Raw genomic sequence first — 23,851 nt, 5'->3', positions numbered from 1 at the left:
CAACGCCCTACGTGATTATGTATATCTCTATTTAAGCCCTGAAAGGGCGCAATTAAGCATCAATCTTTATATCGCCCTTTCAGGGCTCAGAAAAAGAGATGCACATTACGTAGGGCGATGCCCTACGCTATATAATGCAAGCCTTTCAGGCTTAAAATTCAGCCCGATAAATTATCATTTCACCGCGTAGCCTAACACTGCGTAGCCCCTTGTCCCCTTGTCAACTCATTCCCTTGTCAACTAAATTTTCATTTATCTTCCAATATTTCCGCGTCCTCAATATTGTCTACAGCCTTTGAAGAAGCTCCCGGCGTACCCGGTGCCTTCGGCCGTTTGCGAGTAAATGTGAACCAATTGATCAATTCGGAAACTGCATACACTATGCTGGTGATACCAATAATGATAAATGCCGTGGAACGTACTCCCGTCGGATTGAACAACGCAATCAGTCCTGCAATCAGAATAAGGACCGGAATGATATAAAACCCCACACGAACCGGCATCCAGCGACGGGCTGCGGAAAGCGATGCAATCTGCTGCACACCACCCAACACAAGAATGAATCCTAATACAAATGTCAGCAAATCTGCAAAGAAACCGGGCATAATAATCAGCCACAGACCAAACAGCAGGCTGCCGATCCCTTCAATAGGAAGACGCTGCCTTTCCTCCGCAGTCATTGCAAAATACCCGATAATACTTAAGAGCGATGGTATCAGAAACACAACGCCAATGGTTATAACCAAGTAATCACCTGCCTCATTGGGAAACATCACCAATATCAGCCCGATTACCAGCGCACATATCGTACGCAAAAATGAGTTACTTATTCCTTTCATGAGCTTATGATTTTTTGCGAAGATACATTTTTATCCGCACAACCCCACAAGAAAGTCACGAAAAATCAATTAACGGTCAGCCAAGCGTTCATATCTTCGGCCACCAACAGCCAATAAAGTAACAAGAGAATAGCAATCGATACGCCAATGGCAACTAAATGTTTCCGTTTCATAGTTCATCCTTTCTTTTTTATTGTGAATAATAGTTGTTCTAAATATTCTTATAGAACAACTTTATAAGAAAAATGTTCTTTGAAAGAAAAAAAGCAAGAAATTCTTTGGTAATTAAAACAAAGTGCTTACATTTGCCCCCAGCTAAAACAAAAAGACAATGAAAACAATGCTCATAAATACATATTGGTGGTGGCGCCCGTTACAACTCCGACAGTCGTAAGGGAGCAGCGCTCGTATGTATATATGTAAATATAATATAGATTAAGAAAGAGCCCTGTCGCAACCTGCGACAGGGCTCTTTTCTTTTATCCGGTTTTGAGATAAACAGTAAATCGTAAACAATTAAATAAAAAAATAGGATTATGAGTTTTTTAGTAAATCAAGATGGTTATTACGGAGAATTCGGTGGAGCATATATTCCCGAAATACTCCACAAGTGTGTGGAAGAGTTGCAGAACACCTATCTCAACGTACTGCAAAGCGAAGATTTCAAGCAAGAGTTCGACCAACTGCTGCGTGACTACGTAGGACGTCCTTCCCCACTCTACTATGCCCGCCGGCTTTCCAAAAAATATGGCTGCAAGCTCTACCTCAAGCGTGAAGACCTGAACCACACAGGAGCTCACAAGATTAACAACACCATCGGGCAGATTCTTCTGGCACGCCGCATGGGCAAGCATCGCATCATCGCCGAAACCGGTGCCGGGCAACACGGCGTAGCTACTGCCACCGTATGTGCCCTGATGAACATGGAATGCATCGTCTACATGGGAAAAACGGATGTAGAACGCCAGCATGTCAATGTGGAAAAAATGAAGATGCTGGGTGCAACCGTCATCCCCGTCACTTCCGGAAATATGACGCTGAAAGATGCTACCAACGAGGCAATCCGCGACTGGTGTTGTCATCCTGCCGATACCTACTACATCATCGGTTCCACAGTCGGTCCTCATCCTTATCCCGACATGGTGGCACGCCTGCAATCCGTCATCAGCGAGGAAATCAAAAAGCAACTCATTGAGAAAGAAGGCCGTGACTGCCCCGACTATCTTATCGCTTGTGTAGGTGGTGGTAGCAATGCCGCCGGAACTATTTACCATTATATCGACGATAGCCGCGTGCAGATCGTCCTCGCCGAAGCCGGTGGTAAAGGAATAGATACGGGTATGACTGCCGCTACCATCGCCCTCGGACAGATGGGAATCATTCACGGGGCACGCACTTACGTCATCCAGAACGAAGACGGCCAGATTGAAGAGCCCTACTCTATCTCTGCCGGACTGGATTATCCGGGTATCGGCCCCATGCATGCCAATCTGGCTGCACAAAAACGCGCCATCGTACTTGCTGTTAATGATGATGAAGCCATCCGTGCCGCCTACGAGCTGACGAAACTGGAAGGTATCATCCCCGCCCTGGAAAGTGCCCACGCCCTCGGTGCCCTCGAAAAGCTGAACTTCAAACCCGATGATGTTGTTGTACTGACCGTTTCGGGACGTGGAGACAAGGATATAGAGACGTATCTTAATAATTAAAAATTATAAATTAAAAATTAAAGGGTTATGGATACATATAATTATCAAACACATAGTCGTACTATTCTTGGAGACTTGCACACGCCTGTAAGTACTTATCTTAAAGTCCGTGATGTCTTTCCCCAAAGTGCACTCATGGAAAGCTCTGACTATCACGGCAGTGAAAACAACCGTTCATTCATCGGACTCTGTCCATTGGCAAGCGTCAGCATCGACCATGGAACAGCCATCTTCCGCCTGCCCGACGGCACTCGCGAAGAACGCCCCATCACACCGGAATATCCTGTAGAAAAAGCTTTAGAGGATTTCCTCGGCCGCTTCCATGTGGAAGGTGAATATGCCAATTACTGCGGTCTTTATGGCTACACCTCTTTCAATGCCGTACGCTATTTTGAAAATATTCCCGTAAAAGATAGCCGCGAAGCCACCAACGACGCACCGGATATGCTCTACATCTTGTATCAATACCTCATTGTCTTCAACGACTTTAAGAACGAAATGGTACTTCTTGAAATGCTTGCCCCCGGTGAAGAAAGTGAACTGGATACGGTGCAGAAAGCCATCAATAACCGCAATTACACCGCCTACGATTTCCGTGCCGTTGGTGAAACCACTTCCCCACTGACCGACGAACAGCATAAAGTAAATATCCGTCAAGGAATCGCCCACTGCCTGCGTGGAGATGTGTTTCAAATTGTTCTCTCCCGCCGTTTCGAACAACGTTTCGTAGGCGATGATTTCAAACTTTACCGTGCCTTGCGCAGCATCAACCCCTCTCCCTATCTGTTCTATTTCGATTTCGGAGGTTTCCGCATCTTCGGTTCATCACCCGAGACGCACTGCCGCATCGAAGGCCGCCACGCCTACATCGACCCCATCGCCGGTACTACCAAGCGCACCGGAGATCCCGAACAGGATGCGCTGAACGCCCAATACCTGCATGATGATCCCAAAGAGAATGCAGAGCATGTCATGCTGGTCGATCTCGCCCGTAACGATCTTTCCCGCAACTGCCACGATGTAAAAGTGGATTTCTACAAGGAAATGCAGTATTACAGTCATGTTATCCACCTGGTAAGCCGCGTCAGCGGTACGCTGAACGAAGATGCCCGCCCCATCAAAGCATTCATCGACACCTTCCCGGCAGGCACTCTAAGCGGTGCCCCCAAGGTACGCGCCATGCAACTCATCAGCGAACTGGAACCGCACAATCGCGGCGCTTACGGCGGTTGCATCGGCTTCATCGGACTGAACGGCTCACTGAACCAGGCCATTACCATCCGTACTTTCGTCAGTCGCAACGGTGTACTTTGGTTTCAGGCAGGCGGCGGCATCGTAGCCAAGAGCAATGAAGAATCCGAGTTGCAAGAGGTGAACAACAAACTGGGAGCACTGAAAAAGGCAATCGTAATGGCGGAGAAAATGTAAATTGTAAATTGTAAATGAAATTATGAAAACAGTAATCATAGACAACTACGACTCTTTCACCTACAACCTTGCCCATCTGGTAAAAGAACTCGGCACAGAAGTAGATGTGCTGCGCAATGATAAATTTGAGCTTGAGGAATTGGAGAAATATGATAAGATCATCCTTTCACCCGGTCCCGGCATCCCCGAGGAGGCAGGCTTACTATTAGAGGTCATCCGCACTTACGCAGGACGAAAACCCATACTTGGCGTCTGCCTGGGTGAACAGGCCATCGGACAAGCATTCGGCGGGAAGCTCACCAATCTGAGTGAAGTCTTTCACGGCATACAAACGAATGTGAAAATAAAGAATAAAGATTACATATTCTCCGGTCTTCCTACTGAAATTCCAGTCGGTCGTTATCACTCCTGGGTAGTGGATACGGAAGAATTTCCCGAAGAATTGGTTATCACCGCCATCAGCTCCGAAGGTCAAATCATGGCACTGAAACACCGGGAATACGATGTTCACGGCATCCAATTTCACCCGGAATCGGTACTGACTCCCGATGGAAAACAGATTGTAGGCAACTGGCTGAAAGGCGTCTGAAATGCCACACCTCATGAGGCCGAATGCCACACTTCACAGGTCGGAATGCCACACCTCACGACCGTTAACATGTGGCATTCCGAACGTTGAAGTGAGGCATTCCGGACACAACAGAATTTTCAATCGTAAATTGTAAATCGTCTAATCGTAAATAAGAAAATGAAAGATATATTAACCCGTCTCTTCAACCACGAAGAGCTTACTTCGGAAGAAACCAAGCAAATTCTCCTGAACATCACCCGGGAAGCTTATCCCGAAGCACAGATTTCCGCATTACTCACTGTATTTCAAATGCGTAGCATCACAGTGGATGAACTAATCGGCTTTCGCGAAGCCCTTATGGAGACTCGAGTACCTATCGACTTCGCGCCTTATCGGCCTATCGATATCGTAGGTACGGGAGGTGATGGAAAGAACACGTTCAACATTTCCACTTGTGCCTGTTTTGTGGTGGCCGGAGCCGGTTACAAAGTTGCCAAACACGGCAATTATGGTGCCACTTCCGTCAGTGGGGCAAGCAATGTCATGGAGCAACACGGCATCCGTTTCACCAATGATCCCGACAAGTTGAAACGCAGCATGGACGAGTGTAACATCGCCTACCTGCACGCCCAACTTTTCAATCCGGCAATGAAGTTCGTCGGTCCTGTGCGCAAGGCATTGGGAGTACGTACACTGTTCAACCTTCTTGGCCCGCTTGTCAATCCTTGCAAGCCTACTTACCAGTTGCTCGGTGTGGCCGATCTTGCACAGATGCGACTCTACACAAATGTTTTTTACAAACTCGGCATCGACTTTGCGGTAGTCAACAGTCTCGATAGCTACGACGAAATTTCCCTCACGGACGAATTCAAAGTTATGACGCGCAATTACGAACGGATTTACCGTCCGCAAGCGCTGGGTTTCAATGCCGCACAACCCGAAGAGCTCTTCGGCGGAGCCTGCAAAGAGGATGCCGCCCGCATCTTTGATAACATCCTTAATAACCGTGCCACACGTGCCCAAACGCAATGTGTCATTGTCAACGCCGCCTTCGCCATCCAGGTGATGGAACCCGAAAAGGAAATCGAAGAATGCATTGCCATCGCTCGCCAATCGCTGGAAAGTGGACGGGCGCTGGAGACGTTGAAGAAGTTTATAGAAATCAATCAGTAAGAATCCATAAATTCCAATTTATGAAAGATATTTTATCCGAAATCATCGCCCACAAGCGGATTGAGATTGAGCAGCAAAAGCAAGCAGTCTCCCTCAGTCAATTGCAAGAGCAAGCTGCTGCCATGATACAGGAAGCTGTCGGAAGCGGAACTTCCGGCACAACGCCCGTCCGCAGCATGAAGCGTGCACTCGCAAACTCTTCATCCGGCATCATTGCCGAGTTCAAACGCCGTTCCCCTTCCAAAGGCTGGATCAAGGAAAACGCACAGGCCGATCTCATTCCCCCTGCTTATGAAACAGCCGGAGCTTCCGCCCTCTCCATCCTCACGGATGAAAAGTTCTTCGGCGGAACTCTGCGTGACATCCGTACAGCACGCCCGTTGGTCAACATCCCGATCCTGCGTAAGGACTTCATCATCGACAAATATCAGCTTCTGCAAGCCCGCATTGTAGGTGCCGATGCAGTACTGCTCATTGCCGCCTGCCTCACACCTGATGAGTGCCACACGCTCACCATACAGGCACACGAACTGGGGCTTGAAGTTCTGCTCGAAGTACATAGTACCTCCGAACTCTCCTATATATATAAGGAGACGGATATGGTCGGCGTCAACAACCGTAATCTGGGCAGCTTCGTCACCAATATAGAAAACTCTTTCCGCATTGCAGAAGAGTTAAAAAAGGCTATTGCTGAAATTGATTTTCAGACGCCTCCGCTGCTCGTTTCCGAAAGTGGTATTTCGCACCCTGAAACCATCCGTGAACTACGCTCGGCAGGCTTCCGTGGTTTCCTTATGGGAGAGACATTCATGCGTACAGACGATCCCGGGAGCACATTGGAAGAACTCATTCACGGTATATAAATTTGGAAATTCACACATGATTTCATATATTCGTGATTTTTAAGGTATAAGCCCATGAATACAATGATCAAAGTATGCGGAATGACCGATGCAGACAACATCCGCGATGTAGAAGTATTAGGTGTAGATATGATCGGTTTTATCTTCTACCCCAAATCCCCCAGATACCTGTACCAGATACCCAGGTACCTGCCTACGCTTGCCAAACGTGTCGGTGTTTTTGTCAACGAAACCAAAGAAAACATCCTTATGTATGTCGACCGTTTCGGTCTGAACTATGTCCAGCTGCACGGTGACGAATCACCCGAATATTGCCGCACCCTTCATTCACAGGGTATCCGGATCATCAAAGCGTTTTCCATCGCCTTGCCCAAGGATCTTCTTGCCATTTTCAATTATGAAGGTTTCTGCGACTACTATCTGTTCGATACACGTACCGTCCACTATGGTGGTTCCGGACAGCAATTCGACTGGAGCATTCTGCAACGTTACACTGGCAGTACCCCTTTCCTGCTTAGCGGTGGCATCAATTCTTACAGCGTCAAAGCCCTGAAAGAATTCCACCATCCCCGCCTTGCCGGTATCGATATCAACAGTCGCTTCGAGACATCTCCGGGCATCAAGGATGTGGAACGGATCGAACGTTTTCTCAAAGAATTAAGAACGAATTAAATTTAGAATAACATCATGAATCGTATAAATCAACTTTTTCAGGACAGCCCTAAAAACTTGCTGTCCATCTACTTCTGTGCCGGTTGCCCAACCCTGGAAGGTACTGCCGACGTCATCCGTACCCTCGAACGCAATGGGGTCCATTCGATTGAAATCGGTATTCCCTTCAGTGACCCGATGGCTGACGGCATCGTTATTCAAGAAGCTGCTACCCGTGCTCTCCGCAACGGTATGTCGCTGCGTATTTTGTTTGAGCAACTCCGCGATATCCGTAGCGATGTCCGTATTCCTCTCATCCTGATGGGGTATCTCAACCCTATTATGAAATTCGGGTTCGAGGCTTTCTGTCAGAAATGCGTAGAATGTGGTATCGACGGCGTTATTATTCCCGATCTTCCCTTCAAAGATTACGAAGAAACGTATAAACCTATTGCCGACCGTTACGACATCCGTGTCATCATGCTCATCACCCCCGAAACCAGCGAGGCTCGCGTCCGCGAAATCGACGAACATACCAACGGCTTCATCTATATGGTGTCCAGCGCTGCTACTACCGGTGCCCAAAAAGATTTCGATAGCCAGAAGCAAGCTTATTTCAAAAAGATACAGGATATGCACCTGCGCAATCCCCGCATGGTTGGCTTCGGCATCAGTAACAAACAGACATTTGACGCCGCTTGTGCCAACTCTTCCGGTGCTATCATCGGTAGCCGATTCGTCACCTTGCTGAATGAAGCTGAAGGAGATGCGGAAAAGGCGATCACACAGCTGAAAGAAAATGTAGGAAGGTGATAAGGTGGTAGGGTGATAGAGTGATCGGGTGATAAAGGCAGCAATATCATCTTACCACCCTACCACCCTATCACTTTTTTTCCTATCTTTGCACTCAGAATAATCAAAACCCGATTATGTTTATGAAGATCGACTACCCATCTGTGTTACTGATATATACTGGCGGAACCATCGGTATGATAGAAAACCCGGAGACAGGTGCGCTTGAAAATTTCAACTTCGACCATCTTCTCAAACATGTTCCCGAACTGAAACGTTTCAATTATCGCATCTCTTCCTACCAGTTCGATCCGCCCATCGACTCTTCGGACATGGAGCCTTCGCTTTGGGCAAAAATCGTAAAGATTATCAACTACAATTATGACTATTTCGACGGTTTTGTCATCCTTCATGGCACCGACACCATGTCTTACACAGCTTCTGCCCTCAGCTTCATGCTCGAAAACCTGGCTAAGCCCGTCATTCTCACAGGCTCCCAGCTCCCTATCGGTACCTTGCGCACAGACGGAAAAGAAAATCTGATTACCGCTATTGAGATAGCTGCCGCAAAAAATCCCGACGGTACTCCCATAGTGCCCGAAGTGTGTATCTTCTTCGAGAACGAACTGATGCGTGGAAACCGTACTACAAAGATTAACGCCGAAAACTTTAACGCATTCCGTTCATTCAATTATCCCTCACTGGCTCATGCAGGTATCCACATCAAGTACGATGCACATATCATCCGCCGTCCTGATCCGACACGCCCCATGAAGCCCCATTATCTGTTTGATACCAATGTAGTTATGCTTACCCTCTTTCCCGGCATTCAGGAAAGTATCATCAACTCAGTTCTTCACGTCCCCGGTCTTAAAGCAGTCGTACTCAAAACCTTCGGTTCCGGTAATGCCCCTCAAAAGGAATGGTTCATCCAGCAACTCAAAGATGCTACTGAGCGCGGTATCATTATTGTAAATATTACCCAATGCCAGCGTGGCGTAGTAGAAATGGGACGTTACGAGACCGGTCTGAAACTTCTCCAGGCAGGCGTTATCAGTGGCTACGACAGTACCCCCGAATGCGCAGTCACCAAACTAATGTTCCTTCTCGGCCATGGTCTCAGCCAGGCAGAAATCCGTTACCGCATGAACTCCGACCTTGCGGGAGAAATCACCAAAGCATAAGCCATAGCCAGACGACCTTAATGGCTAAAAAAATCAACTTTCCCCTTCTTTCCAAAATTCCGATAACTATAAAACTATTAAAGTTAAAAGGAAAAATGAGCAATTAGCTGTTACATAGGCTGAAATGTTCCACTAAACATATTTTAAGTAAAACACAACCAAAGTTGTTAAAAGACATAATTTGCAACTAAAACTTGAATAATTTATTTATCTTTGAGCCACAAAAGCTAACCAATATAACATAAAAATAAGAGAAGTATGAAAATTTTTAAACGCTATTACGCAATTATTGCTCTCGTAGCTCCCTTTTTATTAGCGGCTTGCGCAGACAATGATGTGTATAACCCCGACAAGGTACGCCCTGTACCCCCCGTTGAGAATCCTTTAGGAGAGGACTTTGTGGCTCCAACTGGTTTCGACTGGTCAATGATTACTACTGTCAAGTTGAACATCGAAGTCAAAGATGAGTTCAACGGAATGTACAACTATTTGGCAGAAGTTTTCACTACTAATCCGCTGACCGATGCAACTGCAACTCCTATTGCTGCAGACTATGCAAAGGCTGGAAAAAATTATGTTGTAGAAATTAGCATTCCTAAATCCATAGAACGAGTTTATGTTCGTCAAACTGATCCGAAACAACGCAAGGAAGTCTATGAATTCGTTGTTCCGGGAAATGGAGAGACATTAAATTGCAAACTGTATTATTCAGGAGGTACCACTACGAGAGCTGGTACTGGTAGTACTTCGGCCGCTAATGCTGCTATTGCTGCAGGTTTTAAAGAGTTGGAAGACAACAATTACACAGTAGAAACCCCTGATATTCCGACAGCTCCGGACAAATCGGACGATCCTGTGAGCCAATACGATAAAAATAAGTTCAATGATGGAGCAAGAATCGTTGTCCCAGCTGGAGAAGTAAGCAGTGTAATCTACCAGATGGCCAGCGGTAAAGGTACGATTTTTGTAAAAGGTACATGGAAAGTAACTAATATCTATTCTAACTTTGACATTTACGTATTAAACGGAGGTAAAATAGAAATTGCAACTCCAAGTAATAAGACATTTACAACTGTTTCTAAATTTGTTGTAGAAAAAGGTGGTACAGTTGAATGTACAAGTAATTTTGCTGCCAATTATGGTGATTGGTTCATTGGAGGAGACTTTATTGCAAATGGAGACGTAACATTTGGAGCATCAACTTCATCAGTGACTATCGCCTCCGGTGTAACAATGTCCATCAACAACGGTACGCTCAAACCATGTAGTAAGGTCTATAAGAACTTTGGTACGATTACGGCTGCCACTATTACTGCAAATATGGGTTCATATCCGGAGATTTACAATGCCGGCGCAATCGAGGTTACCGGAGTCATGGATCTTGTTAAAATGAACTTCATTAATAAAGGTGAACTTACAGTTGGACAATGGTTTAAGGTAGATAACAGCAAAGTACTGAACAAAGGTCAGCTTTCATCCCTGAACCTTGAGTTCACCACCAGTACCTTCAGTAATTATGGAGCAATTTTAGTAGACGAACAAACCGGTGTCATAAAGACTAATAACACATCAAATGGCAGCTTCATAGTAAATCATGACAAAGGCATTATTAAAGGATATCACCTGAGTGGAGGAGTTTCCGTCTATAATGACAGTTATGGCGAATTCACAATATTCGAGAATTCCTCAGTTGACATGCTATATAATAGTTGTGCACTAATAGTAAAGGAGAAATTCAATTGGGGAAATGTGACACTTGACAATGGCTCCATCACTGGAGAGAAACCCGAGAACCTGAATACCTCCGGAAGTAATGCCGACCAGTGGAAGCCGGTTCCAGTAGTTATGAGTAATGATAGTCCAATACAATATATTCTGAAGAACGGTTCAGTAATCAAAGCTACTTTGTTACATATCAACAGGACTCCAAGCAATTTCAGGGGAGAAGGAAGCAACCCCTCTTTGTTGCAGGTTGGAGGAGTACGTATATCTCAAGGAGGTGATACTAATTTAAAGGACTTGGTTATAGAAATGCCTGAAAACGCATTTACCTATGATCCTCCTTACAATGGCATAAATAATGCCAGATGGCTTACAAGCGGATGTTCAACTACCGGATGGGGAGGATCAAAGAATACATTCTCTACTTGTGGTGGCTATTACTATTCTGGTAATGAAGGTGATCCTGACCCGGAAGATCCCGAAAAACCGGACGTAGAGGATAAGACCGTTTATACTTATGCCTTTGAAGATCAATGGCCTGCTTATGGTGACTTCGACATGAATGACATTGTTGTCAGCATTGACAAGATGACTGCAACCAATGATAACAAGAAACTGTCTATTAAGGGACATATTCGTGCGGTTGGTTCCAGTCGTAAAACTGGTGTAGGTATCCAATTCTTAAACGTAAGCAGTAGCGGAGTAACCCTTGCAGGAAAAGTACAAAACGGTACTCCTGTTTTCGAAAGCGGTCAAAATAATCCGGTTGTAATTATTAGCATCAATGCACACAAGCATTGCAACCCCAATATTGCAGATGATGATTTTTCATTCTATAATACCATTCCAGGTGCTGGAAGTCAATATAATGGCAATGGAGCTGAATTTGAAATCATAATGACATTCCCAACTGCTGAAGAAGCTACCAAAGCTATGAATGTCAAAAATTTGGATGTATTCATCATCAGTAAAGAAGCCCAAGGAAATATAGGCCGCACAGAAGTACACATGGCCAATTATGCTCCTACTAATTTAGGTACTACAGCATTATTTGGAATGAGCAATGACGCCTCTGCAAACAATACTATGCTCAATGTCTCCAAGAAAGGCTACTATATTAGTACTGAGGGCTTGGCATGGGGAATTTGTATTCCAAACACTGAAGTTTGGAAATGGCCAAAGGAATACATGATGATAACAGGCGTCTATCCTGGTTTTAAAAATTGGGTAATCAATGGTGGACAAACAGAAGATTTAGATTGGATATCCAATCACACAAATGACATATTTGTCAATCCCTAATAACATATTAAAGGATTTTCATATTAAAGCCGGAAGTTAACTTCCGGCTTTTTTTGGATCAAAAAAACAACTACGATAAACTTTATTTCACAAATAATCCCCAAAAACCCAAAAAGTTGAATTTTCTATTTATCTTTGTTGCGTAAAAGGCAAACTAATATCACACGATTTATAAATGTATAATTATGAGAATTCTAAAACACGATTATTTAATTATTGCCCTTGCTGCTCCTCTATTATTTATAGCTTGCGCAGACAATGATGTATACGACCCCGATAGGGTCCGCCCTGTAGCACCGGTAGAGAACCCTCTAGGAGATGATTTCGTAGCCCCTGATGGCTTCGACTGGTCAATGCTCGCAACTGTCAAGTTAAACATTGAAGTAAAAGACAAATTCAATGGGCAGTATAAGTACCTAATAGAAATATTCACAAGAAATCCATTGTCAGATGCAACTGCAACGCCACTTGCAGCAGGGTATGCTAAAAGCGGTACTAATTATACAACAGAAATTAGTATACCTAAATCTATCGAACATTTATTTATTCGTCAGACCGACCCGAAACAACGCCAAACTGTATATCAATATATAACACCTAAAGACGGTAATACATTAAGTTGCCAATTATACTATCCAGTTACCCAGACTCGTACACTCAATATTCCCGGAAAAAGCGGTTGGGATCGCATCTCTTCATTAGTAAAGGAGTACAGTGGAGAGCAAGAAACCTCAATAAATGAATTAGTTGAAAATCCGGAGTTTGAGCCCTATTCCAATAACCAATTAAAAAACGGAGCTGTATATGTTATTAAAAGCGGAGATGTATTTAGTGGACAACTGACAAACTATAATGGTAAAGCTACCGTCATTGTAAGAGGAACATGGAACATGAATAGCACTCCTCAAGGCTTAGATATTTATGTAACAAACGGCGGTCAAATTACAGGCCAGCCTTATATGGGTGACAGATGTAGCCTAGAGATACAAAAAGGCGGCTTCATAAATAGCCAGTCATTTCAAACCCAAACGAATATCTCTGTGAAAAATTTTGGGACTTTTAAAGTTAGTGGAAATATATCATTTAATACTGGTTCCAGTCTGTATAATGACAAAAATGCAACCTTTACCACAGCTGCCGACATAAACTTTGGACAAGCACAAATTACTGTCAGGAATTTTGGAACAATTACTGCACAAAATGCCAAAGACATCAACTCAGGTGTCATATACAATGCAGAAAATGCCACATTCACCATAGTTCAAGATGTAGATGTGACATCCACTCAGATTTTAAATCATGGTGTAATGCGGGTGGGAGCATTCAAGACAAACAGCAATCTAAACTCCATCATCGCAAATTATGGAACCGGAACAATCATAGCAGACAAAGTTATTGGTGGCGCAATAGTCATCAATGACAACCTTTTTGAATTAAACACTTTTGATTGCAGCAACCATACAGCTGCCACACTTTACAACAATTGTACACTTATTGCCAAGACATCTATTGTTTTGGGAAATCTGATAATGGATAGTGGTTCTATCACCGGAAAAAGAACCAGTGATAAAGAATGGGAATCAGCCCCAAGTGTAAGAATAATCAATGAAACTACGCAAGAACTCTATAACGGTTCTATCATAAAAGCAATAAATTTCTATACAGGAAACACATGCACTATCATAGGTAGTAAAACAGAAGAGGCATCTATGATTCAAGCCCAAAAATTCATATACACAGGTACCACCCATATAAAAGAGAATTTAATACTCGACAGAGAAAAAGAATATTATAATGAAGAACCAGTGCCCAGTAATAACCCATGGATGGTAGATAAAGCCGCTACAGTGGTTACAACAGAATATGGCACAGCCTCCAACCCCATCAATAATTGCAGCGGAACAGTATATCCAGGGAATCCCGGCACTATCGATCCGGAAGATCCCCCAAAACCAGATACAGGAGACAACACCATTTACACCTATGCATTTGAAGACCAATGGCCTGCCTATGGAGACTTTGATATGAATGATGTAATAATCACCATTGATAAGATAAGTACTACCAATAAGGACAAGCAAGTCTCTATTCAAGGACATGTACGCGCCGTTGGTGCCAGTCGAAAAACTGGCATAGGAATCCAGTTTCTAAATGTAAAAAGTAGTGGAGTGACTATTAGTGGAAAAGTACAAAGTGGCAATCCTATATTTGAGGCAGGTCAGAACAATCCTGTCGTAATCCTTTGTACGAATGCCCATAAATTCTGCAAACCCAATATCACAGATAATGATTTTGCTTTTTACTGCACCGTCCCCGGCGACAATAGTGAAGGAGATGGGGCCGAGTTTGAAATAAAAATGATGTTCCCGACAGCAGAAGAAGCAGCTCAAGCTGCTAATATCAAAAATATAGATGTATTCATCATAACTCAGGACGGTCATGGAATTATAGGACGTACAGAAGTACACATGGCACACTATGCCCCTACTAATTTAGGAACTAAGGAATTATTGGGGATGAGTAATGACGCCTCTGAATACAACAACATGCTTAAGCTCCCGAAAAAAGGCTACTATCTCAGCACCGAAGGACTGGCATGGGGTATTTGTATTCCGAATACCGAAGTATGGAAATGGCCAAAAGAGTACAATCCGATAACCAATGTCTACCCCAAATTCAAAGACTGGGTAATAAATGGTGGAAAAGCAGAAGACCTAAATTGGATATCTGACCACAATAATAACATCTTCGTAAAACCTTAACAATGGATAAAATAAATTTCCAAAAGCCGGAGTTTTTTTCGGCTTTTGGAATTTATCCAAGTATCACCCCGCTTACAAGGTATCTTTTCTTTTATCAAGAGGCTAAAGAATTAGAATTCATTATTTGATGATTTTAAAGATAAACTTGCTTCATCTAACCTCAACAAAGCGTTAAATAGAGTTAACTCACAAGTAATTCTTCCCCTATACAAATATTATTAGCGCAAATAAGCGTATTTTTGCTTAAGATCAAACTTAATCAATATATTTATGGAAAAGAATAAGATTCAGTTGATTTCATTGCTTGTAAAATCTGCAAAGAGCGCAGTATCATGACAAGCAAATAGATTTACAACCATATAACGAATAACAGGTGTAGAATAATATAACTTACGATAATGAAACAGATATTATTAGTAGATGATAAAGCCTCCATAGGCAAAGTGCTCTCTATGTACTTGGGAAAAGAGTATGATTTTGTATATTGCGAAGATCCCTTAAAAGCTATTGACTGGTTACACGAAGGCAACGAACCAGATTTAATCATATCCGATATCCGTATGCCCAAAATGACAGGTTCAGAATTTCTCCATTACCTTAAGAGTAATGAGTTATTTAAGCATATTCCAGTTATGATGCTATCCAGTGAAGAAAGCACAACCGAACGTATCCGTCTACTTGAGGAAGGAGCAGTAGATTACATTCTGAAACCTTTCAATCCCATGGAATTGAAAGTACGCTTAAAGAAGTTCATCTAATTAACACAAAACACGTAAAAGGACATGTTATACTACATTTATATCGGAAGTAACCGAATTATCATTGATCACCTGAGCAAGGTTACAGGTGGCATGTTCGTGGCCGTCTCTTCATCTCAGAAAGCGGCAAAAGTGATTGACGGTATTCGTGAACGGTATAACATATCTATCCTTTACGAACAAACAGATGTACGTGAAGCGGACTGTATTGAAATTACTTATTTGCGTAAGCGTTATCCCCGGGTTTATATCACCCTCATAACCGAAGCTCTAAAGTCTGAAAATAGGAAAGCTTATTTGCAAGCCGGAGTTAATAATACGCTTCCACCACATGCAGAAGAAGATAGTATTCAACGCATGAATGCATATCTCAAGGCACGCAAGGAAAGCAAGCTAAAAGAATTTAGCGAGACGCACCGCAAGATATTGAATACATACCACCTCCCTATGTGGAAGCGCACATTCGATATACTCTTTGCGAGTACTGCTGTTATCATTCTTTCTCCTATTTTAATTGGTACAGCCATTGCTATTCGTTTGGAAAGCAAAGGAAAAGTTATCTATAAATCACAGCGTGTTGGCTCTAACTATCAGATTTTCGATTTTCTGAAATTCCGTTCCATGTATACCAATGCAGACAAACGGCTGAAGGAGCTGAATGCCCTCAATCAATATCAGATTGAAGAAGTTGAAAGTTCCGATGAAGGTCCTGAAATCCGTTTCGATGACCTTGCCGGAACACCGGATGAAGAAGAAAGCTTGTTGATTTCAGATGACTTTGTTATTTCTGAGGAAGATTTCATCAAAAAGAAAGAGAAAACAAAGGAGAATACATTCGTTAAACTTGAAAATGATCCACGTGTTACTCGTGTGGGACGTATCATCCGTAAATATAGTATTGATGAATTGCCACAGCTATTCAATATACTGAAAGGTGATATGAGTATTGTAGGTAATCGCCCTCTCCCACTTTACGAAGCTGAGTTACTGACCAGTGATGCCTATATTGACCGATTCATGGCTCCGGCAGGTTTAACTGGATTGTGGCAAGTGGAAAAACGTGGTGGTGCAGGTAAAATGTCTGCTGAGGAAAGAAAACAATTAGATATAAAATATGCAAGAGATTTCTCATTTTGGTTGGATATGAAAATCATTTTTAAGACGTTGACTGCATTTATACAAAAAGAAAATGTTTGATTACAGAGAGAAGTCAGTAAAAATGAACTTAAAATAAAAAGATGATAAAGAAACATATTGTATTCATTGTTTGTAGTGTAATTTTTGTAAGTTTATTTGCTCTTCCAGCTACAGTTATCGCCCAAGAACAGACGATGACTCGTGAGGAACGTATTAAAACCTTGGAACTTCTAAAGATGGAAGATAGTAAATGGGAAAATGCAGCTACAGGACAAACAATGAAAGAACTCCAACTTGAAATTGAAAAAATGGAATTGCCTCCGTTATCTGTTTTTTTGGATGCTGTATCAGAAAATGCAACAGTGAAGAAAGCGCAGTCACAAATTGCCCAAGTTAAAAATGAATATCGTCTTGAGAAACGGGAATGGTGGAATTATTTCCGCCTAAATGCGAACTATGCATTTGGACGTTTTAACACCATTAACGAAAATAGTGAAACATTTGTAGACTGGTACCAGTCAACATCTGTCGGAACGAGACATACATTCAACTTAGGTGCCAGCTTTAGTATAGGGTTAGGCGATTTATTCAATCGACCGATAAAATTGAAAGACTACCGATATAAAATAGAGCAATTGCAATATGCGCAAGATGAAGTTATGGAAGATCGTAAGTTAAAAATTCTAGAAGCTTACAATGCTGTAACGGAACAACTTGCTACAATCAAAGCTAAGGCAGAAACAGCAGCATTATATAATGCACAAATAAAAATTTCAGAATACAATTTTGTTCAAGGAAAAATTACAATAACAGAGTTGGCAGTAGAGCGTGCACGACGTTCAGGAGCGGTCACCATCTATGAGCAGGCTCGTGTAGCTTTACATAATTCAATCATTTTACTTGAGATGCTTACAAATGTAAAAATCATCAGAGACAAATAATAAAAGAGCTTATGGATATCCTACTATTTATATCGCAATTCCTGTATCGTATCCGCTATTGGTTATTATGGGGAACCCTTTTTGTCACAGGTCTAGTTATTTATTTTACCCAATTCCTTCCTTATAGCTATACTGTTAAAAGCAGCTTATACGCTGGTATTACAAGCTCGACTTCATTGGATGGAGCTGCTGTAAATTTTTCTGTAGTTGCTGCCACTTTCGATAACCTTGTCAATATTGCCAAATCCCGAGGTACATTAGAAAAAGTTTCTTTACGTCTTTTAGCTAGTTCTTATACTCATGGTGAAGAGTGGAAAGACAATCAATACATTCAAGCGAAACACTACCGTCAATTATTGCAAATAACTCCCAAAGAGGTTATGGAATTGATTGACCGTAAAGACGAAAGCAAAACTTTAGCTAACTTAACAGCCTATAAAAAAAATGATCATAATAATTTTATTTATTCTGTTTTCAATCGTACCATAGCTTTTTACAGCATGGCTGCTTTAGACCGGGTAGAACTTAAGCGCATAGGTAATAGCGATATTTTAGATATCTCCTATACATCTGCAGATCCTGGGTTGACTCAACTAACAGTAGCTTTTCTCATTGAAGAACTTATTAATGCCTACGAAATCCTCCGGTTCAAATCAACAAACGATGTGATTGCCTATTTTGAAGAACAAGTACGATTAGCCAAAGTCAGACTCAGTGAAGAGGAAGATAACCTGATGCACTACAATGTTCAAGAGCGTATTATTAACTACGGTGAAGAAACAAAGGCCTTAGCCGCTACTCGCTATCAAGTAGATGACCGTCTGGAAGCAGCCAAACGAACCTATGAAGGAGCGGTGGCTTTGCGGAAGATGTTAGATGAGAAGATGGATGTACGTGCTCAAATTATCCGTAACAATACCAACTTGTTGCAAGAATTAGATAAAGTCAGCAACTTGAACCAAAGTATCATGGAAAAAGAAATCTTCATTTCGGACAAAAGTAAGTCCAAAAGTGAAGAACTACAAAAAGAGAAGACAGAATTAAGACAAGCTGAAGATCGAATTAGCAGTATTTCAGATAACTTAAATGAATTTGCTTTCACAAAAGAGGGTGTAGGCATTGAAAATATGATTAATGAATGGCTTATAGCATTGGTTAACGAAGCCAGAGCACAAGCCGAGATGAAAGTATTGGAATCACGTCAGCAAGATATATTTGACCAATATAGTCACATGTCTCCTGTTGGTACACAAGTCAATCGCAAAGAACGCGCGATCGACATTGCCGAAGATAATTATCGGACTCAACTAAGTGGACTTGCCAGTGCCAACCTACGTCTGAAGAATATCGAAATGAGCACCAGTAATCTTCAAACTGTAGCACCTCCATCCTATCCTCTTACCGACAATGGGCGCAATCGATTGATGTACATTCTTGCTGCTTTCTTTGGTAGCATGATATTCATCATTCTCTACTTCCTATTAATTGAAGTGTTAGATCATACCCTACGCGATCCTTATCGCAGCAAGCGCCTTAGTGGTTTACCTGTTATAGCTGCTTTCAATGGTATTAGTAATTTGAAATATCGTGGTTTCTTGAAAGCATGCAACCGCTTAGCTGCAGCTTATTGTTGCAACCGCTTGAATAAATATATGAAGGTAGGTGAACCTACGGTTATCAACCTACTAAGTATCAATTCTCGTGAAGGAAAATCGTTCCTTGCTAAATATTTCATCCGCCATTGGGAGTCAGAAGGTCTTCGTGTGCGTCTGGTTACTCACGATTATGATTTTGAGAGCAATGGAAAGCAATATGTACAAGCACAACAACTAAGTGATTTTTGGATGCTCAACGAAGCCGAGAAAACACCGGACATTATATTAGTAGAGTATCCATCTATCAAAGACTCCAGCATTCCATTGCCTGTACTCCAAAAGGCTGATGTCAATTTATTGATAGCCAATGCCTGCCGTTTATGGCGTGACAGTGATAATACGACATTAGCTCCTTTCAAAGAAGCATTGAAAGACACACCTTTCATGCTCTACCTAAACAATGCCGATCGTGATGTAGTAGAATCATTTACTGGTGAATTACCACCTAAAATGCCGATTCACTCTTTCATCAGCCGGTTGGCGCAATTAGGTCTAACGTCTCAGAAAAATGAGGTTAAATAATATCTTTTGAATATTATGGCATCGAATACTCCATATTTAGTACGTGAACAACCTCCCAAAGCATTAATCTATCTTTTGCTTGTGGCTGGATTGGTAGCTATTACGTATGCCATTATTGCTCAGAAATTATTAATAGCAGTAGCCATTGTCTGCTTACCTATAGTGATTTTAGCTGTAGCCTATGGTTTCCAGAATCCATATTTTGTTTATTTACTATATGCTACCTATGCCTTTTTTTTCACAACTATCTCTCGTTATACTCTTAAAGTTAAGTTAAGCGTTGGGTTGGATATAATATTAGTATATTTATCAGTTTCTCTTTTGGTAGTCTTCTATCTAAAGAAAACTAATTTCAGATTAAAAGATGCTGTTAATATTTTCACTCTAAGTTATATTGCGTGGATTATATTCATTCTGTTACAATTAGCCAACCCGCACATTAATGAAGAAGGTATTACACATGGTATCCGTATCATGATATTAGAAACATTTGTACTGTACATCATTGCATCTATCATTTCTAATAGTCCAAAAGTATTAAGAAACGGTTTGATACTTATTGGTCTTTTTACTATCATTGCCTTCTTGAAATTAATGTATCAACGATATGTAGGTTTTGACTCATCTGAAAGGTATTGGCTATATGTACAAGAAGCTGCAAAAACTCATATTCTATCAACTGGAATACGCTACTTTTCATATTTTACTGATGCTGGTAACTTTGGTACAGTCATGGGGGCAATAGCAACCGTGTACACTATTATAGGATTCAACACACGCAATCGGAAATTCGCAATCTTTTATCTCAGTATAGCAGCAATGGGAATTATTGGGATGCTTTTTTCCGGTACTCGAGGCGCTCTTGTTGTCCCCTTTGCAGGTCTTGCCTTATACTGCCTGATATGCAAAAGCATTAGAACATTTGCCATCACAATAATTACAGGTTTATGTATTTTTGCATTTCTTGCATTTACTGATATAGGTAATGGCAACTCATTCATTCGACGTGCCCGTACTGCTTTTCGCCCAACAGCAGATGCATCATTCAATGTACGCATCCAAAACAGAAAGGAGATGGCACTATATTTAAAAGATTACCCATTTGGAATAGGTATAGCTAATTCAATACCTAAATTATGGCTAAAACAAGATTTAACATATGAAGAAGGTACCTTACCGCCTGATTCCTATTTTGTTTCCATTTGGATACAAACTGGAATAGTTGGCCTTGTACTGAATATCACCATCTATCTTGTTACATTGTTAGGTTGTTGTTACATTGTAATGTTCAAAGTCAAAGACAGATATTTAAGGCATCAGCTAGCTGCCTTCACATGCACTGTGTTTGGTATATTATTGAGTGGTTATACCGGATATGCTCCTGGCATGCCACCTACAAATTTCATTATTGTAGCTATGATAGCCTTTGTAATGAACGGTGCCTATATAGACAAGCAAATCACTCAACAGAAATTAACCATAAACAAGCAATAAATTCATATTATGAACGAAATTTTTTCCATATTTAATCCCGACTGGTGGATGGACGAAAACAATAATGCTTTGCAAATAACAGATGCCATTTTGTTTTTATTCTTGTGTTTACCGGTTTTATATCTTTTCATTTGTGCTCTTTTCTCGTTAGGAAAATACAAAAATCCGTATCCTCCTGCCAAAGAGATACACCGCTTCCTTGTTTTGTTTACGGTATTACGCAACGGTAAAGAAGTTATTCAATCCATTAATCATTTTCTGGATACTCAACTCTATCCACGAGATAAGTATGACATAGCTGTCGCTGCTACCCAACTAGCAGAAGAAGATCTTGTTACCCTACTTCAGATGCCGGTAAATATCGTTGTTCCTGACAAAGAACAATGTACCAAAGTCTACGCCATTCAGCAAGTAATGGAACGTTATTCTCCGGCAGAATACGATATGGTCATCATCTTCAATTCAGACAACCGAATTGTTCCTAATGCTTTAAGCCTATTTAATAACGCATACTATTCGGGATGTGACGCCATTCAGGCACATCGCATGACGGAAAATTTAACTACTAGCATCGCCGTATTGAATGCAACCAGTGAAGAAATAAATAATAATATTTTTCGAAAAGCGCATACCCGTATGGGATTTTCTTCCGCATTAATAGGTTCGGCAATGGCATTCGATTTTGCCATGTTTCATGAAATAGCCCCCAAGCTTAAAGGTTCTGATTTAAGTAAAGCTATGGAAACGGCATTATTGCAACAGAACATCTTTACCGAATATATGGAAGAGGTGGTGTGTTATAGTAAAAAAGAAGAAAGTGCCGACGGATATGAAGCACAACGAATTGGCTGGCTTCGTTCGCAATACAGTAGTACAATATTAGCTCTAAAAAGATTACCTATCACTTTATTGAGAGGTGAATGGGACTATGCCCTTAAACTATTCCAATGGCTGATGCCTTCACGATTCTTACTTATTGCCCTTATTACTCTATGTGCTGTTGGAGTTACTTTCCTCGACTGGACACTCAGTTTTAAATGGTATACTCTTTTAGCAGTTATTGTTATTACATTTTTAATGGCATTGCCTGACGGAGAAGTAAACAAACGTTTCAAGCATTCAATATGGGCATTGCCTATTCTTGTTTTTGCATCTATATTTAGCCATTTCTCTCGTTTTTTCCAGTTCAAAAAGAAAAAGAAAACAAAAAAGTCAGAAGAAAAAAAAAAGGAATGACGATAGCGATTGAAGCTCAACGCATTTTCCGCCCTAACAAGCATGGAATGGACTTTGTTGCTTTAGAAACTATTCGTGAATTACAAAAAAGAAACGACGATAACAAATACTTTGTTATCGTCGCTCCAGGTGAAGATCGTTGTTTGGTAGAGTCAGCTAATCTTTCTATCATAGAATTAAAGTGCCCTACCTATCTATTTTGGGAGCAAGTGGCTCTTCCACGTATTGTAAAAAAATTAAAGGTGGACTTATTACATTGCACTTCGAATACAGCTCCCATACGATGTTCGGTTCCCCTTATATTGACACTTCACGACATTATATATCTGGAACCCAGACAACATCGTAGTCCATCCCTCTATCAAGAAATGGGTTGGCACTATCGCCGCTTGGTCGTTCCCCGTATCCTAAAGAAATGTAAAAAGATTATTACTGTATCACAATTTGAATGTAACCGTATCCGCCACGCCCTCAATATTCCGTCAGAGCGTATCACGGCGATTTATAATGGTTATAATACTTATTTCCGCCAACAATCGGATCTAAATATGGATATCGTCCAAAAATATATTCCTCAAAATGGTTTTCTATTCTTTTTAGGAAATACTGATCCCAAGAAAAATGCAGCGCGAACCTTGAAGGCATATCATCTTTATTTAGAACAGTCTTCCATAAAACGCCCGTTACTCATAGCTGATCTAAAAGAAGAATATATAGACAGTTTATTACAGCAAGAAGGAATTTCAGCCATCAAACCACATTTGTATTTCCCGGGATACATTGCCAACCGGGATTTAGCAACACTTTATAATGCGGCTTTCGCTTTTCTCTATCCTTCGCTTCGTGAAAGCTTCGGTATCCCAATATTGGAAGCAATGGCATGTGGTATCCCGATAATCACCGGAAATACATCCGCCATGCCTGAAATTGCAGGGACTGGAGCACTAACTGTGGATCCTTACAAACCGGAAGAAATTTCCGATGTCTTGTTAAAATTGGAAACAGATTCCACGCTTTATCAAAAGCAGAAAGAATATGGTTTGCTACGTGCACAACAATTCTCATGGGAAAAGACTGCAAGTGAATTGGTTCAATTATACCACACCTTATAA

18 protein-coding genes are annotated in these 23,851 nt (G+C 41.6%); 17 read left to right on the top strand and 1 reads right to left on the bottom strand.

The annotated features are described in order from the left end of the window. Positions 1–248 precede the first annotated feature (248 nt). On the bottom strand, positions 249–839 hold the full coding sequence (locus BACINT_RS08820) for an HdeD family acid-resistance protein (RefSeq protein ID WP_007662340.1): 591 nt from the start codon (positions 837–839) through the stop codon (positions 249–251). Positions 840–1,375: 536 nt separating this feature from the next. Between BACINT_RS08820 and trpB the strand changes: the two genes are divergently transcribed. The 17 genes from trpB to BACINT_RS08735 all read left to right on the top strand — a co-directional run bounded on the left by trpB (position 1,376) and on the right by BACINT_RS08735 (position 23,851). Further along, positions 1,376–2,548 carry a tryptophan synthase subunit beta gene (gene trpB / locus BACINT_RS08815; protein ID WP_007662338.1) on the top strand — a complete coding sequence of 391 codons (1,173 nt, stop codon included), beginning with the start codon at positions 1,376–1,378 and terminating at the stop codon, positions 2,546–2,548. 27 nt (positions 2,549–2,575) lie between these two features. Next, positions 2,576–3,976, top strand: a complete 1,401-nt coding sequence (locus BACINT_RS08810; protein ID WP_007662336.1) for an anthranilate synthase component I family protein — start codon at positions 2,576–2,578, stop codon at positions 3,974–3,976. A 22-nt stretch (positions 3,977–3,998) separates the two neighbouring features. Then, positions 3,999–4,565, top strand: coding sequence for an anthranilate synthase component II (locus BACINT_RS08805; protein WP_007662334.1), 567 nt, complete (start codon positions 3,999–4,001; stop codon positions 4,563–4,565). 159 nt (positions 4,566–4,724) lie between these two features. Further along, entirely contained in the window at positions 4,725–5,720 is a 996-nt protein-coding gene (gene trpD, locus BACINT_RS08800; protein ID WP_007662332.1) for an anthranilate phosphoribosyltransferase, read from the top strand. 20 nt (positions 5,721–5,740) lie between these two features. After that, entirely contained in the window at positions 5,741–6,583 is an 843-nt protein-coding gene (gene trpC, locus BACINT_RS08795; RefSeq protein ID WP_007662329.1) for an indole-3-glycerol phosphate synthase TrpC, read from the top strand. Between the two features lie 54 nt (positions 6,584–6,637). Continuing rightward, positions 6,638–7,255 (top strand): phosphoribosylanthranilate isomerase, encoded by a 618-nt coding sequence (locus tag BACINT_RS08790; RefSeq protein ID WP_021966946.1) that lies wholly within the window; start codon positions 6,638–6,640, stop codon positions 7,253–7,255. 15 nt (positions 7,256–7,270) lie between these two features. Next, on the top strand, positions 7,271–8,047 hold the full coding sequence (gene trpA, locus BACINT_RS08785; protein WP_044154844.1) for a tryptophan synthase subunit alpha: 777 nt from the start codon (positions 7,271–7,273) through the stop codon (positions 8,045–8,047). A gap of 122 nt (positions 8,048–8,169) precedes the next feature. Then, a complete protein-coding gene (locus tag BACINT_RS08780; RefSeq protein ID WP_044154965.1) occupies positions 8,170–9,210 on the top strand; it encodes an asparaginase in 1,041 nt (346 codons plus the stop codon). A gap of 258 nt (positions 9,211–9,468) precedes the next feature. Continuing rightward, positions 9,469–12,234, top strand: coding sequence for an LruC domain-containing protein (locus BACINT_RS08775; RefSeq protein ID WP_007662323.1), 2,766 nt, complete (start codon positions 9,469–9,471; stop codon positions 12,232–12,234). 185 nt (positions 12,235–12,419) lie between these two features. Continuing rightward, positions 12,420–14,996, top strand: a complete 2,577-nt coding sequence (locus tag BACINT_RS08770) for an LruC domain-containing protein (protein ID WP_007662322.1) — start codon at positions 12,420–12,422, stop codon at positions 14,994–14,996. A 398-nt stretch (positions 14,997–15,394) separates the two neighbouring features. Next, on the top strand, positions 15,395–15,754 hold the full coding sequence (locus BACINT_RS08765; protein WP_007662320.1) for a response regulator: 360 nt from the start codon (positions 15,395–15,397) through the stop codon (positions 15,752–15,754). A gap of 24 nt (positions 15,755–15,778) precedes the next feature. Further along, positions 15,779–16,951, top strand: coding sequence for a sugar transferase (locus BACINT_RS08760; protein WP_007662319.1), 1,173 nt, complete (start codon positions 15,779–15,781; stop codon positions 16,949–16,951). 41 nt (positions 16,952–16,992) lie between these two features. Continuing rightward, complete coding sequence (locus BACINT_RS08755; RefSeq protein WP_007662317.1) at positions 16,993–17,832, top strand: TolC family protein; 840 nt, start codon at positions 16,993–16,995, stop codon at positions 17,830–17,832. Positions 17,833–17,843: 11 nt separating this feature from the next. Further along, positions 17,844–20,009, top strand: a complete 2,166-nt coding sequence (locus tag BACINT_RS08750) for a GumC family protein (protein ID WP_007662315.1) — start codon at positions 17,844–17,846, stop codon at positions 20,007–20,009. Positions 20,010–20,024: 15 nt separating this feature from the next. Then, the gene (locus BACINT_RS08745) at positions 20,025–21,503 is read left to right on the top strand and encodes an O-antigen ligase family protein (RefSeq protein ID WP_007662314.1); all 1,479 of its coding nucleotides are present in this window, start codon (positions 20,025–20,027) and stop codon (positions 21,501–21,503) included. 9 nt (positions 21,504–21,512) lie between these two features. Beyond that, positions 21,513–22,739 (top strand): glycosyltransferase family 2 protein, encoded by a 1,227-nt coding sequence (locus tag BACINT_RS08740; protein ID WP_007662313.1) that lies wholly within the window; start codon positions 21,513–21,515, stop codon positions 22,737–22,739. Beyond that, positions 22,736–23,851 (top strand): glycosyltransferase family 4 protein, encoded by a 1,116-nt coding sequence (locus BACINT_RS08735; protein ID WP_007662312.1) that lies wholly within the window; start codon positions 22,736–22,738, stop codon positions 23,849–23,851. The genes BACINT_RS08740 and BACINT_RS08735 overlap by 4 nt, the downstream gene beginning before the upstream one ends.

Origin of the sequence: Bacteroides intestinalis DSM 17393 (genome assembly GCF_000172175.1) — a bacterium.
Classification (GTDB): domain Bacteria; phylum Bacteroidota; class Bacteroidia; order Bacteroidales; family Bacteroidaceae; genus Bacteroides; species Bacteroides intestinalis.
This window is presented reverse-complemented; position numbering and strand designations above follow the sequence as displayed.

What these genes read in the sequence shown, in the direction of transcription:
- BACINT_RS08820 (WP_007662340.1), bottom strand. Translation starts at nt 839, where the DNA reads ATGAAAGGAATAAGTAACTCATTTTTGCGTACGATATGTGCGCTGGTA.
- trpB (WP_007662338.1), top strand. Translation starts at nt 1,376, where the DNA reads ATGAGTTTTTTAGTAAATCAAGATGGTTATTACGGAGAATTCGGTGGA.
- BACINT_RS08810 (WP_007662336.1), top strand. Translation starts at nt 2,576, where the DNA reads ATGGATACATATAATTATCAAACACATAGTCGTACTATTCTTGGAGAC.
- BACINT_RS08805 (WP_007662334.1), top strand. Translation starts at nt 3,999, where the DNA reads ATGAAAACAGTAATCATAGACAACTACGACTCTTTCACCTACAACCTT.
- trpD (WP_007662332.1), top strand. Translation starts at nt 4,725, where the DNA reads ATGAAAGATATATTAACCCGTCTCTTCAACCACGAAGAGCTTACTTCG.
- trpC (WP_007662329.1), top strand. Translation starts at nt 5,741, where the DNA reads ATGAAAGATATTTTATCCGAAATCATCGCCCACAAGCGGATTGAGATT.
- BACINT_RS08790 (WP_021966946.1), top strand. Translation starts at nt 6,638, where the DNA reads ATGAATACAATGATCAAAGTATGCGGAATGACCGATGCAGACAACATC.
- trpA (WP_044154844.1), top strand. Translation starts at nt 7,271, where the DNA reads ATGAATCGTATAAATCAACTTTTTCAGGACAGCCCTAAAAACTTGCTG.
- BACINT_RS08780 (WP_044154965.1), top strand. Translation starts at nt 8,170, where the DNA reads ATGAAGATCGACTACCCATCTGTGTTACTGATATATACTGGCGGAACC.
- BACINT_RS08775 (WP_007662323.1), top strand. Translation starts at nt 9,469, where the DNA reads ATGAAAATTTTTAAACGCTATTACGCAATTATTGCTCTCGTAGCTCCC.
- BACINT_RS08770 (WP_007662322.1), top strand. Translation starts at nt 12,420, where the DNA reads ATGAGAATTCTAAAACACGATTATTTAATTATTGCCCTTGCTGCTCCT.
- BACINT_RS08765 (WP_007662320.1), top strand. Translation starts at nt 15,395, where the DNA reads ATGAAACAGATATTATTAGTAGATGATAAAGCCTCCATAGGCAAAGTG.
- BACINT_RS08760 (WP_007662319.1), top strand. Translation starts at nt 15,779, where the DNA reads ATGTTATACTACATTTATATCGGAAGTAACCGAATTATCATTGATCAC.
- BACINT_RS08755 (WP_007662317.1), top strand. Translation starts at nt 16,993, where the DNA reads ATGATAAAGAAACATATTGTATTCATTGTTTGTAGTGTAATTTTTGTA.
- BACINT_RS08750 (WP_007662315.1), top strand. Translation starts at nt 17,844, where the DNA reads ATGGATATCCTACTATTTATATCGCAATTCCTGTATCGTATCCGCTAT.
- BACINT_RS08745 (WP_007662314.1), top strand. Translation starts at nt 20,025, where the DNA reads ATGGCATCGAATACTCCATATTTAGTACGTGAACAACCTCCCAAAGCA.
- BACINT_RS08740 (WP_007662313.1), top strand. Translation starts at nt 21,513, where the DNA reads ATGAACGAAATTTTTTCCATATTTAATCCCGACTGGTGGATGGACGAA.
- BACINT_RS08735 (WP_007662312.1), top strand. Translation starts at nt 22,736, where the DNA reads ATGACGATAGCGATTGAAGCTCAACGCATTTTCCGCCCTAACAAGCAT.